The organism is Streptomyces sp. NPDC088252, assembly GCF_044740965.1.
In the GTDB taxonomy this organism is placed as follows: domain Bacteria; phylum Actinomycetota; class Actinomycetes; order Streptomycetales; family Streptomycetaceae; genus Streptomyces.
The window spans coordinates 147,592-160,972 of record NZ_JBIURS010000009.1 but is presented as its reverse complement, the minus strand read 5'-3'; the positions used below and the strand labels follow the sequence as shown (position 1 = coordinate 160,972).

At 70.4% G+C, this 13,381-nt stretch carries 15 protein-coding genes and 1 riboswitch; of the genes, 10 read left to right on the top strand and 5 right to left on the bottom strand.

The window, feature by feature from the left end:
* Positions 1 to 4 precede the first annotated feature (4 nt).
* Positions 5 to 247, bottom strand: coding sequence for a hypothetical protein (locus ACIOHC_RS20385; protein ID WP_351077702.1), 243 nt, complete (start codon positions 245 to 247; stop codon positions 5 to 7).
* A 175-nt stretch (positions 248 to 422) separates the two neighbouring features.
* Here ACIOHC_RS20385 and ACIOHC_RS20380 point away from each other — a divergent pair, with 175 nt between their 5' ends.
* The 3 genes from ACIOHC_RS20380 (at position 423) to ACIOHC_RS20370 (ending at position 2,420) form a co-directional block, all read left to right on the top strand.
* Positions 423 to 1,058 (top strand): ATP-dependent Clp protease proteolytic subunit, encoded by a 636-nt coding sequence (locus ACIOHC_RS20380; RefSeq protein ID WP_365688931.1) that lies wholly within the window; start codon positions 423 to 425, stop codon positions 1,056 to 1,058.
* Positions 1,059 to 1,065: 7 nt separating this feature from the next.
* Positions 1,066 to 1,374 (top strand): hypothetical protein, encoded by a 309-nt coding sequence (locus ACIOHC_RS20375; RefSeq protein ID WP_351077699.1) that lies wholly within the window; start codon positions 1,066 to 1,068, stop codon positions 1,372 to 1,374.
* A 396-nt stretch (positions 1,375 to 1,770) separates the two neighbouring features.
* Positions 1,771 to 1,943: riboswitch (cyclic di-AMP (ydaO/yuaA leader) on the top strand.
* 3 nt (positions 1,944 to 1,946) lie between these two features.
* Entirely contained in the window at positions 1,947 to 2,420 is a 474-nt protein-coding gene (locus ACIOHC_RS20370) for a C40 family peptidase (protein ID WP_351077697.1), read from the top strand.
* A 139-nt stretch (positions 2,421 to 2,559) separates the two neighbouring features.
* On the opposite strand, the gene ACIOHC_RS20365 is transcribed toward ACIOHC_RS20370, so the two are convergent.
* Positions 2,560 to 2,991 carry an ATP-binding protein gene (locus ACIOHC_RS20365; RefSeq protein ID WP_401843382.1) on the bottom strand — a complete coding sequence of 144 codons (432 nt, stop codon included), beginning with the start codon at positions 2,989 to 2,991 and terminating at the stop codon, positions 2,560 to 2,562.
* A gap of 204 nt (positions 2,992 to 3,195) precedes the next feature.
* Here ACIOHC_RS20365 and ACIOHC_RS20360 point away from each other — a divergent pair, with 204 nt between their 5' ends.
* A complete protein-coding gene (locus tag ACIOHC_RS20360) occupies positions 3,196 to 4,056 on the top strand; it encodes a helix-turn-helix domain-containing protein (protein WP_401843380.1) in 861 nt (286 codons plus the stop codon).
* A gap of 25 nt (positions 4,057 to 4,081) precedes the next feature.
* Entirely contained in the window at positions 4,082 to 4,288 is a 207-nt protein-coding gene (locus tag ACIOHC_RS20355; protein ID WP_351077690.1) for a DUF397 domain-containing protein, read from the top strand.
* Positions 4,289 to 4,358: 70 nt separating this feature from the next.
* On the opposite strand, the gene ACIOHC_RS20350 is transcribed toward ACIOHC_RS20355, so the two are convergent.
* Positions 4,359 to 5,507, bottom strand: a complete 1,149-nt coding sequence (locus tag ACIOHC_RS20350; protein ID WP_351077687.1) for an 8-amino-7-oxononanoate synthase — start codon at positions 5,505 to 5,507, stop codon at positions 4,359 to 4,361.
* A 142-nt stretch (positions 5,508 to 5,649) separates the two neighbouring features.
* On the opposite strand from ACIOHC_RS20350, the gene bioB reads away from it, so the two are divergent.
* From bioB to ACIOHC_RS20330, 4 genes are all read left to right on the top strand, one after another.
* Positions 5,650 to 6,816 carry a biotin synthase BioB gene (gene bioB, locus ACIOHC_RS20345; RefSeq protein WP_351077685.1) on the top strand — a complete coding sequence of 389 codons (1,167 nt, stop codon included), beginning with the start codon at positions 5,650 to 5,652 and terminating at the stop codon, positions 6,814 to 6,816.
* On the top strand, positions 6,809 to 8,113 hold the full coding sequence (locus ACIOHC_RS20340; protein WP_365688904.1) for an adenosylmethionine--8-amino-7-oxononanoate transaminase: 1,305 nt from the start codon (positions 6,809 to 6,811) through the stop codon (positions 8,111 to 8,113). Before bioB ends, ACIOHC_RS20340 begins: the two co-directional genes overlap by 8 nt.
* 1 nt (position 8,114) lies before the next feature.
* Entirely contained in the window at positions 8,115 to 8,804 is a 690-nt protein-coding gene (gene bioD, locus ACIOHC_RS20335) for a dethiobiotin synthase (protein ID WP_389636907.1), read from the top strand.
* Between the two features lie 95 nt (positions 8,805 to 8,899).
* Positions 8,900 to 9,577 carry a class I SAM-dependent methyltransferase gene (locus ACIOHC_RS20330; protein ID WP_351077679.1) on the top strand — a complete coding sequence of 226 codons (678 nt, stop codon included), beginning with the start codon at positions 8,900 to 8,902 and terminating at the stop codon, positions 9,575 to 9,577.
* A 75-nt stretch (positions 9,578 to 9,652) separates the two neighbouring features.
* On the opposite strand, the gene ACIOHC_RS20325 is transcribed toward ACIOHC_RS20330, so the two are convergent.
* Both ACIOHC_RS20325 and ACIOHC_RS20320 read right to left on the bottom strand, forming a co-directional pair.
* Positions 9,653 to 10,024 (bottom strand): fic family toxin-antitoxin system, toxin component, encoded by a 372-nt coding sequence (locus ACIOHC_RS20325; RefSeq protein ID WP_093551070.1) that lies wholly within the window; start codon positions 10,022 to 10,024, stop codon positions 9,653 to 9,655.
* The gene (locus ACIOHC_RS20320) at positions 10,021 to 10,248 is read right to left on the bottom strand and encodes an antitoxin (protein ID WP_351077676.1); all 228 of its coding nucleotides are present in this window, start codon (positions 10,246 to 10,248) and stop codon (positions 10,021 to 10,023) included. Before ACIOHC_RS20320 ends, ACIOHC_RS20325 begins: the two co-directional genes overlap by 4 nt.
* Before the next feature lie 223 nt (positions 10,249 to 10,471).
* Here ACIOHC_RS20320 and ACIOHC_RS20315 point away from each other — a divergent pair, with 223 nt between their 5' ends.
* Positions 10,472 to 13,156, top strand: a complete 2,685-nt coding sequence (locus ACIOHC_RS20315) for a SpoIIE family protein phosphatase (protein ID WP_365688901.1) — start codon at positions 10,472 to 10,474, stop codon at positions 13,154 to 13,156.
* Positions 13,157 to 13,381: the final 225 nt, after the last annotated feature.

The window sequence follows — 13,381 nt, the reverse complement described above, 5'->3', positions numbered from 1 at the left end:
CGGATCACCGGAGTCCACTGTCACCCGTACACCATTGCGCTCGATGGTGACGACCGGCGTCGATGGCCGGGGGGATCAGCGCGATGACGTCGAGGGTCGTGCCCATCTCGCCCTCGGCAGGGGGCGCTGGCCGGAGGGCGAGAGTTGCGCCGGTCCTGATCGCCGTGTCCTGGCGGAGCCGTTGCGCGAGTTGGCGCAGGTCCCGTCCCGGCGAGTCCCCGTCCACGGAAAAGTGGTACTCCGACATACATCGACCCCTCCCCCTTGGCTTCCGTCCGTCGCGGGCGCGAACTGGCGCACCGTCATAGAGCCATCATAACCTTCTGTACGTCCTGTACATTTTTTACAGAAACTCGCGCAGGCCCCGCACGGACCCCGATACGCGGACTGCGTACAGACCCGGAGGAGAGGCATCACCCATGCTGTTCCGTCCCAGCGCCCGCTACGTACTGCCCGAGTTCACCGAGCGCACGACCAGCGGAACCCGCACCTTCGACCCGTACTCCAAGCTGCTCGCCGAGCGGATCGTGTTCCTGGGCACCCCGGTCGACGACACCGCGGCCAACGACCTGATCGCCCAGTTCATGTATCTGGAACATGACGCTCCGGACCGACCCGTCTCGCTCTACATCAACTCCCCCGGAGGCTCGTTCGGAGCCATGTCCGCGATCTACGACACGATGGAGTACCTCACCTGCGACGTGGAGACCTTCTGCCTCGGCCAGGCCGGTTCCTGCGCCTCGGTACTGCTCGCCGCGGGCACTCCGGGCCGACGGCACGCACTGCCGGGAGCCCGGGTCGTCGTTCAGCAACCCGCGCTCAGCGAGCCGGTGCAGGGCCGGCCTTCCGACCTGGAGATCGAGGCCCGGGAACTGGAACGCATCCGCGAGATGCTCATCACACTGCTGGCCCGTCATACCGGCCGCGGCGCCGAGCAGATCGCCACCGACATCGAGCGCGACCTCATTCTCGACGCGCCGGGCGCCAAGGCATACGGCCTGGTGGACCACCTCACGCAGAACCGGAAGTCATCACTCCCCCCGCACGGCACGAGGTGAACGCCCGGTGCAGCCGCCACACTTGCCACAACTGCCCGCACTGACCCGCGCGGAGGGGGAGTTCATCGACCGCTACCTCGAAGTCCTCGACCAGTTGGGCCGGATCAATCCGGCGCGCGGCAGCGACACCTATGGCGCGCTGCGCGCGGCGCAGGCACTGGTGGCCCGGGCGGGCGCGCTGCGGGATGCCCTCGCGTCGATGCATGAACGCGGCGAGGCGCAGATCCACACGGGAACCCTGGCGCGAGCCCTGCGCGTACTGGACGGGGAGCGACGGGCCGGACGCGTCACCATACCCCCCGCTCCGCCGAGTTGATCAGCCTCCGCCGGCCCCGCCGCCGGGGTCCGGCCGGCTCCCGCGACCCCACCAGCAGCCGGGATTCGGCCAACTCCCGTACATGACACGCCCGGTGGGCACATCGAAATACCTCGCTCGTTCGGCGTAGAAAGCCCCCCTCGCGCGGGATATCTCAACTTGCGTTTTTCAGATGACCAGTGATCGGAATCAATGATTCCACCGCTGGTACGGGCCGGGTCCCGGTGAGCGCCCCGGCCCCCGAATTCGTCACCCCCACCCGAACGGGTCAGTCGTGAGGAGCCTCACAAATCGCTGTTTCCTCTCGGAAATCCGGCAGTCGGTGAGTCAAGATCCCTGGGACGACAAGCCCCCGCCACCGCGACGGGGCGGTCCGGGCGGACGCCGAGTCCTGCCGCCGTCCGGATGCCTGGTCGACAGAAGTGGATCGGCAGGAGTGGAGGACCCGAGCACAACGGGTCGACCGGATCACCGGTCGACCCTCGGGGTGAAGCCGCCGAGCGCGGCCGGGCAACTTCGCCAGCCCGAACCCGACAGGTCATCCTTCACAGGCGGCTGACGAAGGGTTGCGCATGGCTGCGCAGGTTCATGTCCCGTCTCTGCTCGTCCGGGCCGGTACGGCCTCGGTTCTGACTCTGGCCGCCGTCGGCGGCACCATGCTCGCCCCGGGCGCCACGCCGGAGGCCCAGGCGGCGACTCCCTCGATGAAGGCGCTGAACATCGCCGCGTCGAAGAAGGGGTCGCCGTACGGGTGGGGGGCCACCGGCCCCAACCGCTTCGACTGTTCGGGGCTGACGGTCTATTCGTTCAAGAAGGCGGGCAAGAAGCTCCCCCGCACCGCCCAGCAGCAGTACAACAAGACCCGCCATGTCTCGGCCAAGCACAGGAAACGCGGCGACCTGGTCTTCTTCCATTACGGTCGCAGCGTCTACCACGTGGGGATCTACGCCGGCCACGGCAAGATCTGGCACTCGCCGAGGACCGGCGCGGTGGTCCGGCTGGAGAAGATCTGGACGAAGAGGGTCTACTACGGGCGGGTCGGCTGACCCGTCCGGGGGATCCTGGCCGTCCTCCGGCCGCGATTCGCCGGCGGTGCACCGTCCCGTGTCGCTGACCTGCCCGTCACTGATGCGGGGGCGGTCACCTGGCCCGACGCGGCGCGCCGTGCGTCGCTCCCGCCCTCGGTCAGCCCTGCACGGGGATGCTCCAGGGAAGCGCGATCCAGACCGTCTTGCCGCCGTCGGCGGTGGGCGTGACGGTGAGCCGGCCGCCGCACTCCTTGGCCAGACAGCGGATGATCACCATGCCGCGCCCGTTGTCCTGCTGAACGGCGGCGGGCAGCCTACGGGGCCAGCGCGGGTGGCTGTCCGTCACCCCCAGATACAGCAGTTCCTCCTGCTCCAGTCTCAGGTCCACGGCGAAGGTGGGCGACTGCCCGAAGGTGTGCTGGACGGCGTTGGTCGCGAGCTCCGAGACGATGAGGCGGATACTGTCGGCGAACTCGGTGTCGGCGGTCAGGCCCCATTCGGTGAGCATCCGGACCACATGTTTCCGGGCCGCCGAAACCGAGGCCGGATCGCTCGGCAGAGTGAGGCTTGCTTCTTGATGGTCTGCCATGGCGAGCCGTCCCTTTCCCACCCGGACCGACGCGGGATCGGTCCCGGTTGCGCTTCGCGCCAGATTGCCATCGATGCTGCCCTCCCCGACGGCGATCCACCAAGATATGCATATATCTGTCGCTCAATGCGGTGAACCCCGCCACACGAAACCGGATGCGGGCGCCACACTGTCCGCTCGGCACGAGAGGGAGGGAGGCCGCGCATGCACTACGGCCCTGCGGTACGACGCCGCAAGCTCGGGGAGGAGCTCCGGAGGCTGCGCCACGCGTCGGGACTGACCAGTCGGGACGCCGCGCGGAGGCTCGGCTGGCACCAGTCCAAGCTGAGCCGGATCGAGACCGGTGTCAGTGGGGTGCGCCCGGCCGATGTGGCCGGACTGATGGACGCGTACGGCGTGGACGACACCCGGCTCCGGACGCTCCTGGAGGCGCTGGCAGGCTCGGCGGGCGGTGGCGGCACCGGGTGGTGGCATGCCTATCGCGGCCTGATTCCTCCGCAGTACCGCGACTTCATCAGTCTGGAGTCGCAGGCGCGGACCGCACGGACCCTGGAGACCTCGGTGATGCCGGGACTTCTGCAGACGGCGGACTACGCACGCGCGGTGACCCGGGCTTCGCTGGACGGTTTACCCGCCGGCCAGTTGGACTCCCTGGTGGAGGTGCGGCTCGCCCGCCAGGGGGTGCTGCGGACCGATCCGCCGCTGCGGCTGAGTGCGGTGCTCGACGAGGCGGTGCTGCGGCGCGAGGTCGGCGGGCGCCTGGTGATGAGGAACCAGCTGCGCCATCTGGCCCGGGTGGCTCAACTGCCCCATGTGGAACTCCAGTTACTGCCGTTCTCGGTCGGCGGATACGCCGGCCTCACCGGGCCTTTCGTTATCTTCTCATTTCCGAACACTTCTGATCTGGACGTGGTAGTTCTCGACCATTTGACGAGTAGCCTCTACCTGGAGCGGAAAGAAGACCTTGAGGCGTACAGCTCGGCCTTCCGCACCATGCAGGCACATGCGCTGTCGCCGCAGCACTCGTTGGACCTCATCGCCGCGATCGACCGCGACGGTCGGTGACCCCGGACTGCCCGAGAGGGGCGTCATGTCGGATTGCCTCGCACAGCACGAGTTACGGTGGCGGCGCAGCAGCCGCAGCACGGGCATGAACAACTGCGTGGAAGCCGCGCCGTTCGGTCACGGGCGCATGGCCGTGCGGGACTCCAAGGACGTGTCCAGGCCACCACTGCGGTTCTCCGCGGAGGCCTGGACCACCTTCGTCTCCGGCCTGCATCGGCGTTCGGCCGGCTGACGGGCACGACCGCCCACAGAGGTGGTCGGTCGGCGGAAACGGTCGGTCGGCGGAAACGGTCGATCGGCCGTCAGGGCCGGCCGACGGGGGCGGTTCGCCGCACGACCGCCACCGCCGTGGCGATCTGTTCGTCGGTCAGATCCGCCCGCGCCGTCAGCCGCAGCCGGGAGACGCCGTCCGGCACCGACGGCGGCCGGAAGCAACCCACCGCGATGCCCGCGGTGCGGCAGTCGGCCGCCCAGCGCACAGCCGCCTCCGCCGAGGGTGCCCGCACCGAGACCACGGCCGCGTCGGGGCGTGCGGCGGTCAGTCCGCCCGCCGTCAGCCCCTCGTACAGCGCGGCGGCCACGGTCCGGGCCCTGGCGGCGCGCTCCGGCTCGCGGCCGAGCAGCCGCAGGCTGCCCAGGGCGGCGCCTGCGGCGGCCGGTGCCAGTCCCGTGTCGAAGATGAACGTACGGGCCGTGTTGATCAGGTGTTCGATGACCGTGGCCGGACCGAGTACCGCTCCGCCCTGGCTGCCCAGGGACTTGGAGAGGGTGAGTGTGGTGACGATTCCCTCGCCGCCGGCAAGCCCGGCGGCGGCGAGCGCACCCCGACCTCCGTCCCCCAGCACACCGAGGCCGTGCGCGTCGTCGACGAGCAGTGCGGCGCCCTCCGCCCGGCAGGCATCGACCAGTTCGGGCAGTGGCGCGGCGTCGCCGTCGACCGAGAAGACCGAGTCGGTGACCACCAGAGCGCGCCCCGTGTGTGCCCGCAGAGTCTTGCGCACGGCATCGGGATCGGCGTGCGGCACGACGGCGGTCTCGGCCCGGGAGAGCCGGCAACCGTCCACGATCGAGGCGTGGTTGCCGGCGTCGGAGACGATCAGCGAGCCTCGGCCGGTGAGCGCGGTGAGGGCGGCGAGATTGGCCGCGTAGCCCGAGGACAGCACCAGTGCCGCCTCGAAGCCGCAGAAATCGGCCAGTTGATCCTCGAACTCGGCATGCAGCGCGGTGGAGCCGGTCACGAGCCGCGATCCGGTCGCGCCCCCGCCCCACCGGTGCGCGGCCTCCGCCGCGGCGGCGGTGACCTCGGGGTGCCGGGTCAACCCCAGATAGTCGTTGCTCGCGAGGTCCAGGAGCTCCGGTTCGGCGGGCCGGGGGCGGAGCGTGCGGACGAGTCCGGCGTCCGCGCGGCGGCGCGCCTCGTCGTCGATCCAGTCGAACGGGTCGAAGGGCATGAGCGGTCCCTTTTGTAGGCAGCTCACAGAGGCTAACCGGGGGTGCGGCCGGTCATGGTGTGGCAATACACACACCCTCGACGCGCGCTCTTGTCCGGTTCCTCCTTGGCCGCGGGCCGTGCCGTAGGCCAGGATCGACGCCATGGACCTCCTGAACACGCTGGTGGACAAGGGACTGCGGCGCGAACTGCCGACCCGTGAAGAAGCTCTCGCCGTGCTGGCGACCTCGGACGACGATCTGCTCGAAGTGGTGGCCGCGGCCGGAAAGGTGCGCCGGCAGTGGTTCGGGCAACGGGTGAAACTGAACTATCTGGTCAATCTCAAGTCCGGGCTCTGCCCCGAGGACTGCTCGTACTGCTCGCAGCGGCTGGGCTCGAAGGCCGAGATCCTCAAGTACACCTGGCTGAAACCGGACGAGGCCTCGAAGGCCGCCGCGGCCGGGGTGGCGGGTGGCGCCAAGCGGGTGTGTCTGGTGGCGAGCGGTCGTGGTCCGACGGACCGTGATGTGGACCGGGTGTCGGAGACCATCGAGGCGATCAAGGATCGACACGAGGGCGTCGAGGTGTGCGCCTGCCTCGGTCTGCTCTCCGACGGACAGGCCGAGCGGTTGCGTTCGGCGGGCGCGGACGCGTACAACCACAACCTCAACACGTCCGAGGGCACGTACGGCGACATCACCACCACCCACACCTATGCGGACCGGGTGGAGACCGTGCAGCAGGCGCAGGCCGCCGGCCTCTCGGCGTGCTCCGGGCTGATCGCCGGAATGGGTGAGAGCGACGCCGATCTGGTCGATGTCGTCTTCTCGCTGCGCGAACTGGACCCGGACTCGGTGCCGGTGAACTTCCTGATCCCGTTCGAGGGGACCCCGCTGGCCGAGGAATGGAACCTCACCCCGCAGCGGTGTCTGCGCATTCTGGCGATGGTCAGGTTCGTCTGTCCGGATGTGGAGGTACGGCTCGCGGGCGGGCGCGAGGTGCATCTGCGTTCGATGCAGCCGCTCGCCCTGCACCTGGTCAACTCCATCTTCCTGGGCGACTACCTCACCAGTGAGGGGCAGGCGGGGCAGGCGGATCTGGACATGATCGCGGACGCCGGTTTCCAGGTGGAGGGAGCGGGGACGACTACCCTGCCCGCGCACCGCGCGCAGCCGGGTGGTGGCTGCGGTGCGCACGACGGCGGGTGCGCGCCCTGTGGCGACGGGCCCGGGGAGGCCGTCGCCGAGACCGGTGAGGTCCCGGCCGCGCGCACGGATCTGGTGGCGGTCCGTCGGCGCGGGGCGGGAACGGAGTTCGCCCCCAATGCCTGAGCTCCTCTCCCCGGCCGAGCTGCGGTCCCTGGACCGGGCGCATGTCTGGCATCCGTACGGCTCGATGCCCGGACGTCAGGAGCCGCTGGTCGTGGAGTCGGCGTCCGGGGTCCGGCTCCGGCTCGCCGAACCGGCCCATGGGCAGGACGAACTGGTCGACGGCATGTCGTCCTGGTGGTCCGCGGTGCACGGCTACAACCACCCGGTGCTCAACGAGGCGGCACGCGGTCAGCTGGACCGGATGAGCCATGTGATGTTCGGCGGGCTCACCCATGAGCCCGCCGTACGGCTGGCCACCCGGCTGGTCGAGATCACCCCGGAGCCGCTGCGGCATGTCTTCCTGGCCGACTCCGGCTCCGTGTCGGTCGAGGTCGCGGTGAAGATGTGTCTGCAGTACTGGCGATCGGCCGGGCGGCCCCGGAAGCAACGGCTGCTGACGTGGCGCGGCGGCTATCACGGGGACACCTGGCAGCCGATGTCGGTGTGCGACCCCGAGGGCGGCATGCACGGGCTGTGGTCGGGTGTGCTGCCGCGGCAGGTCTTCGCGGACGAGCCGCCGGCCGGTTACGACGCGGAGCCGGATGCCGCGTACGTGCGCCACCTGCGGGAGCTGATCGCGGAGCACGCCGACCGGCTGGCCGCGGTGATCGTGGAGCCGGTGGTGCAGGGCGCGGGCGGGATGCGGTTCCACTCTCCCGCCTATCTGCGAGTGCTGCGCGAGGCGTGCGACGCGCATGACGTGCTGCTGGTGTTCGACGAGATCGCCACGGGCTTCGGCCGCACGGGGAAGCTGTTCGCCGCCGGTCACGCGGGGGTCTCTCCCGATGTCATGTGCGTGGGCAAGGCGCTGACCGGCGGCTATCTGACGATGGCGGCGACGCTGTGCACCTCACGGATCGCGGAGGGCATCTCCAACGGCGATGTGCCGGTGCTGGCCCATGGACCGACGTTCATGGCCAATCCGCTCGCCGCCTCGGTGGCGTGTGCCTCCATCGACCTGCTGCTCGGCCAGGACTGGGAGCGGGAGGTCCGGCGGATCGGTACGGGGCTGCGGGAGGGTCTCGCCCCGGCGGCGGCGCTGCCCGGGGTCCGGGATGTGAGGGTGCTGGGCGCCATCGGTGTCGTACAGCTCGATCATGAGGTGGACCTGGAGACCGCCACCCGGGCCGCGGTACGGGAGGGCGTGTGGCTGCGGCCGTTCCGCGACCTCATCTACACGATGCCGCCCTATGTGACCGGTGATGACGACGTGGCGCGGATCTGCCGCGCCGTGTGCGCGGCTGCGCGGGAGGGCTGAGATGACGGTTCTGGTAGTGACGGGTACGGGCACGGAGATCGGCAAGACGGTCGTGACCGCGGCCGTGGCGGCCGCGTACCGGGATCGCGCCGTCGCGGTGCTCAAGCCCGCGCAGACGGGGCTGGCGCCCGGCGAGCCGGGGGACGCGGCCGAAGTGGTACGGCTGGCGGGCGGCCACGTGACCGCGGTCGAACTGGCCCGGTTCCCCGATCCGTTGGCCCCGGACACGGCCGCCCGCAGGGCCGGACTCCCACCGGTACGGCCGTACGAGATCGCCGAGGCGGCCGGGAAGCTGGCGGCCGAACATGATCTGGTGCTGATCGAGGGCGCGGGCGGACTGCTCGTACGGTTCGACGAGGAGGGCGCGACCCTTGCCGACGCGGCCCGGCTGCTGGCCGCGCCGGTCGTGGTGGTGACGCCGGCCGGACTGGGCACGCTCAATACCACCGCGCTGACCGCGGAGGCCCTGCGGGCGCGGGGGCTGGAGTGCCTCGGCGTGGTGGTGGGCAGTATGCCCGCCGAGCCGGACCTCGCGGCGCGGTGCAATCTGGAGGATCTCCCGGTAGTGGCGGACGCCCCGCTGCTGGGTGTGGTGCCGGCCGGTGCGGGCGCGCTGGCGCCCGCCGACTTCCGTTCCCGGGCTGGGAGTTGGCTGACCGCGCAGCTGGGAGGGAATCGACCCGCCGGATGAGCGGCTGAGGCGCGCGGGACGGGGGGAGAATCGAAGTAGTCGTACCTTTCTGGTCGAGCGCCGTGCGGCCGGGCGCCGTGTGGAGGAGGTCCGTCATGCGCCTGCGTGACACGAAGATCCCGGAGGACACGGTGCACCACCCCGTCTTCGCCCGGTTCTACGCCCGGATGAGCGTGGCCGCAGAGACGGGGGCGGGGCTGGCCGCGGTGCGCGCGGAGCTGCTGGCCGGCCTGTCCGGCCGGGTCGTCGAAATAGGTGCGGGCAACGGCCTGAACTTCGCGCACTACCCGCCCGCGGTGTCGGAGGTGGTGGCCGTCGAACCCGAGCGCGTCCTGCGGCAGTTGGCGGTGCGGTCGGCGCTGCGCGCCGGAATTCCGGTGGATGTGGTGCCGGGCACGGCGGAGTCCCTGCCGGTGAAGAGCGAGGCGTTCGACGGGGCGGTCGCCTCACTGGTGCTGTGCACCGTTCGGAATGTGGAGCGTTCGCTCGCGGAGATCGTGCGGGTGTTGCGACCGGGCGGTGAGCTGCGCTTCTTCGAGCATGTGCGGGCCGACGACCGGGCCATGGCAGCCGTCCAGCATGCACTGGACCACACGGTGTGGCCGCTGGTGACCGGCGGGTGTCACACGGCGCGCGACACCCTGGCCGCCATCGAGAGGGCCGGATTCGTGGTGGAGGCCTACCGCCGGGTCAGGATGCCGGACTGGGGAGTCCGGCTGCCCACATCCGCCTGTGTGCTGGGCGTGGCGCGGCGGCCGACCGCGGTGGACTGACGCGTCCGCACGCCACGGCGTTCGGAGCCGTCACAGATCCACGGGCGCGTCCGCCTGCCACGACGCACGGAGCCGTCACAGGCTCCACTGGCGCAGTTCGTCGGCGATGGCCCGGACGTCCGCCTTGCCCTCCTTCACCAGCCTGGCCAGATCGCGCACCTGCTCCGGCGAGGTGATGACCTTCAGCCCGGAGGCGACGAGATAGCCGTACGCGACAGCGGAGGAGAACATCGCGTTGGAGTGTTCGAGCGCGGGAACGTGGAGCAGCAACTGCAGCAGGGCGGCGGCCCTGGAGTGCGGGTCGCTGTAGACGGGGCTGCCGAAGATCTCGGCCTCATGGCGGGCCACCGCGGCCACGAGCGCCCCCCAGTCGACGACCTGCGGATCGCCGGGGGTCTTGTGCTCGGCCACCATGAGCAGCCAGGAAAGGTCGATCTGGAGGTTCAACGCATGCCTTTGCGCTCCGGGCCGAACTCCTCGGCGAAGACCGACTCGTACTGCTTCATGAAGTCGGCCGCGGCCTCGACAAAGGTGTGTCCGACCTCGCCCGCGTCCTGCTTCACGAGTTCCTCTATGTAGCGGTTCACGCTCATCCCCCTCTGCAGCGCGCGCTGTCGCGCGGCCTCGGCGGTCGCCTCGTCCACTCTCACGTTCAGCTGAGTCTTGGGCACGACAACACGCTAGCGCCGGTTCGCTAGCACCGGCAAGGGGGCACCATGGTGCCCCGTACACCGGTCGCCGGACGCCCCGAGTGCGCCCCTCCTGGCAGCCACGCGCTCCCGCCCGAAGGCCCTCCGCCGTTCTCACCTCACGCGCCGACGACCGTGCGGTGTTACAAAGGTCAATGTGGCCACACGTTTCGGCCGATTCCGGAACGCACCGGTTCGGTCACTCATGGACAGGCGCCCCTGGAGCCTCGCCGGGCAGGTCTTCGCCCTCCAGGTGGTCGTGGTGGTGTTCCTCGTGGCGGCCGCAGTGCTGGCGCTCGTACTCCAGTCCCGGCACGACAACAACGCGGAGGCGAGAAATCGTTCGATTGCCGTCGCACAGACGTTCGCACACTCGCCCGGCATTCTGGCCGCGCTGAGGGCGCCCGATCCCTCCAAGGTGCTCCAGCCGCACACCGAGGCCGCGCGAAAGGCCGCCGACGTCGACTTCATCGTGGTGACGAACACGAAGGGGATCCGCTACACACATCCCCGGCCGGGCCAGATCGGGAAGAAGTTCGTCGGGAACATCGGGCCGCCGTTGGCCGGCCGTGTGTACACCGAGAGCGTCAATGGCCCGCTGGGCCACGAGGTGCAGGCTCTGGTCCCCGTCTTCGATCGCGGTGACAAGGTCGTGGCCGTGGTGGCCGCGGGCCTGAAGGTCAACCACGTGACCGGTGTGGTGGCCCGGCAGCTTCCGATCATCCTCGGCACCGGAGCGGCCGCGCTCGCCTTCGCCACGGGCGGAACCGCGCTGGTGGCCAGGCGCCTGCGGCGACAGACCCACCGCCTGGGCCCCGCCGAGATGACCCGCATGTACGAGCATCATGACGCGGTGCTGCACGCCGTGCGCGAAGGCGTACTCATCGTCGGCGCCGACGGTCGGCTTCTGCTGGCCAACGACGAGGCGAGACGGCTGCTGAATCTGCCGCGCGACGCCGAGGGGCGGCACGTCTCGGACCTGCCCGGCCTCGATCCCGGCACGGTCGAACTGCTCGTCTCGGGCCGAGCCGCCACGGACGAAGTGCAGCTTGCGGGAGACCGCTTGCTCGCGGTGAGCCAGCGCCCCACGGAACGTGCCGGCGCCCGCGAAGGGACCGTCGCGACCTTGCGCGACTCCACGGAGCTGCGGGCACTGTCGGGCCGGGCGGAGAGCGCCCGCCAGCGGCTGAGACTGCTGTACGACGCCGGGCTCGGCATCGGTACGACCCTCGACGTGGTGGGAACGGCCGAGGAACTGGCGCGGGTCGCCGTCCCCCGCTTCGCCGACTTCGTCACCGTCGATCTGGCCGACCCGGTCCTGCGCGGCGACGAGCCGGCCCATACGAACACGGACCTGCGCCGCGCCGCCGTGCACGGCATCCGGGACGACCACCCCCTCTATGAGCGCGACCGACTGCACGGCTTCCTCCCCTCCACGCCACAGGCACGGGCTCTGAGGGAGGGCCGGTCTCAGCTGGTGCCCGAACTGTTCGCCGCGCCCGACTGGCTCGCCCAGGACCCGGAGCGGACACGGTCGATCGTCGACTACGGAATCCATTCGCTCATCGCCGTGCCGCTGCGGGCACGCGGCGTCATCCTTGGTGTGGTCGACTTCTGGCGTTCCGAAAAGCCCCAGCCCTTCGACGCGGACGACCTGTCCCTGGCCGAGGAACTGGTCGCCCGGGCGTCGGTCAGCATCGACAACGCCCGTCGCTACACCCGGGAGCACGCCTTGGCCGTGGCTCTGCAGCGCAGCCTGCTCCCCAGGGAGCTGCCCGAGCAGAGCGCCCTTGAGGTCGCCCATCGTTACCTGCCCGCGGTCTCCGGGGTGAGCGGCGACTGGTTCGATGTGATCCCCCTCCCGGGCAGCCGGGTGGCGCTGGTCGTCGGAGACGTCGTCGGTCACGGCCTGCATGCGGCCGCCACCATGGGACGGCTCCGGACGGCCGTGCACAACTTCTCCACCCTCGACCTGACGCCCGACGAGATCCTCGGCCACCTCGACGACCTGGTCGGGCGCATCGACCAGGAGGAGATGGAGACGACCGTCGGCGTGGGGGTGATGGGAGCCACCTGCCTGTACGCGATCTACGATCCCGTCTCACGCGACTGCGCCATGGCGCGGGCCGGGCATCCGCCGCCCGCACTGGTCCGACCCGACGGCGGCGGCGTGACGTTCCCCGACCTCCCGGCCGGACCGCCCCTGGGTCTGGGCGGCATGCCGTTCGAGACCGCGGAGATGAAACTGGAGGAGGGCACGCAGCTCGTCCTGTACACCGACGGGCTCATCGAGGACCGCACCCGGGACATCGACGAAGGGATCGAGCTGCTGCGCCGGGCCCTGGCATCCCATCCCGGCCGCTCACCGGAGGAGAGCTGCCGGGCGGTGCTCGACGAGCTCCTGCCCGGCCGGCCGAAGGACGACGTGGCGCTGCTCATCGCCCGTACCCGGGCGCTCCCGCCCGACTGTGTCGCCGAGTGGGACGTACCGTTCGATCCCGCCGCTGTGGCGGGGATGCGCGCCGCCGCGACCGAGAAGCTCGACGACTGGGGTCTGTCCGCGCTCTCGTTCGCCATGGAGCTGGTGCTCAGCGAGCTGGTCACCAACGCCATCCGCCATGGCTCCGCACCGGTCACGATGCGGCTGCTGAACGATCACGGCCTGACCTGCGAGGTGGCCGACGGCAGCAGCACCTCACCCCATCTGCGCTATGCCGCCGCGACGGACGAGGGCGGCCGCGGCCTGTTCCTCGTCGCGCAACTGACCGAGCGCTGGGGCACCCGTTACACGCCCCAGGGGAAGGTCATCTGGGCCGAGCTGTCGCTGCCCGGACCCGAGGAGGACGTGGACGGCGCGGCGTTGTTGGACATGTTCGACACGGAGCTCTGAAGGCCGGGATCCGAGGGTGACGGGATCCGAGGGTGAGGCGGTCCGGACCGATCGGATTCCTGGCCGACGGGGTTCGAGGCCGACGGATTTCCGAGCCCATGGGGTCGTGGATCGACGGGTCCGCGGCCGACGCGATGTCCAGGACGACGGAGCTTCCCGGCCGAAGCGTGGGCAGTGCCCCTGTCCGCTCCTCGGCAATTCCTCGCCGGGGAAATCGTTCGCCGA

Bases quoted from the DNA above. Each gene is read 5' to 3' on its own strand.
- bioB (WP_351077685.1), top strand. From the start codon at position 5,650: ATGGACCTCCTGAACACGCTGGTGGACAAGGGACTGCGGCGCGAACTG.
- ACIOHC_RS20350 (WP_351077687.1), bottom strand. From the start codon at position 5,507: ATGCCCTTCGACCCGTTCGACTGGATCGACGACGAGGCGCGCCGCCGC.
- ACIOHC_RS20385 (WP_351077702.1), bottom strand. From the start codon at position 247: ATGTCGGAGTACCACTTTTCCGTGGACGGGGACTCGCCGGGACGGGAC.
- ACIOHC_RS20360 (WP_401843380.1), top strand. From the start codon at position 3,196: ATGCACTACGGCCCTGCGGTACGACGCCGCAAGCTCGGGGAGGAGCTC.
- ACIOHC_RS20355 (WP_351077690.1), top strand. From the start codon at position 4,082: ATGTCGGATTGCCTCGCACAGCACGAGTTACGGTGGCGGCGCAGCAGC.
- ACIOHC_RS20330 (WP_351077679.1), top strand. From the start codon at position 8,900: ATGCGCCTGCGTGACACGAAGATCCCGGAGGACACGGTGCACCACCCC.
- ACIOHC_RS20365 (WP_401843382.1), bottom strand. From the start codon at position 2,991: ATGGCAGACCATCAAGAAGCAAGCCTCACTCTGCCGAGCGATCCGGCC.
- bioD (WP_389636907.1), top strand. From the start codon at position 8,115: ATGACGGTTCTGGTAGTGACGGGTACGGGCACGGAGATCGGCAAGACG.
- ACIOHC_RS20315 (WP_365688901.1), top strand. From the start codon at position 10,472: ATGGACAGGCGCCCCTGGAGCCTCGCCGGGCAGGTCTTCGCCCTCCAG.
- ACIOHC_RS20370 (WP_351077697.1), top strand. From the start codon at position 1,947: ATGGCTGCGCAGGTTCATGTCCCGTCTCTGCTCGTCCGGGCCGGTACG.
- ACIOHC_RS20340 (WP_365688904.1), top strand. From the start codon at position 6,809: ATGCCTGAGCTCCTCTCCCCGGCCGAGCTGCGGTCCCTGGACCGGGCG.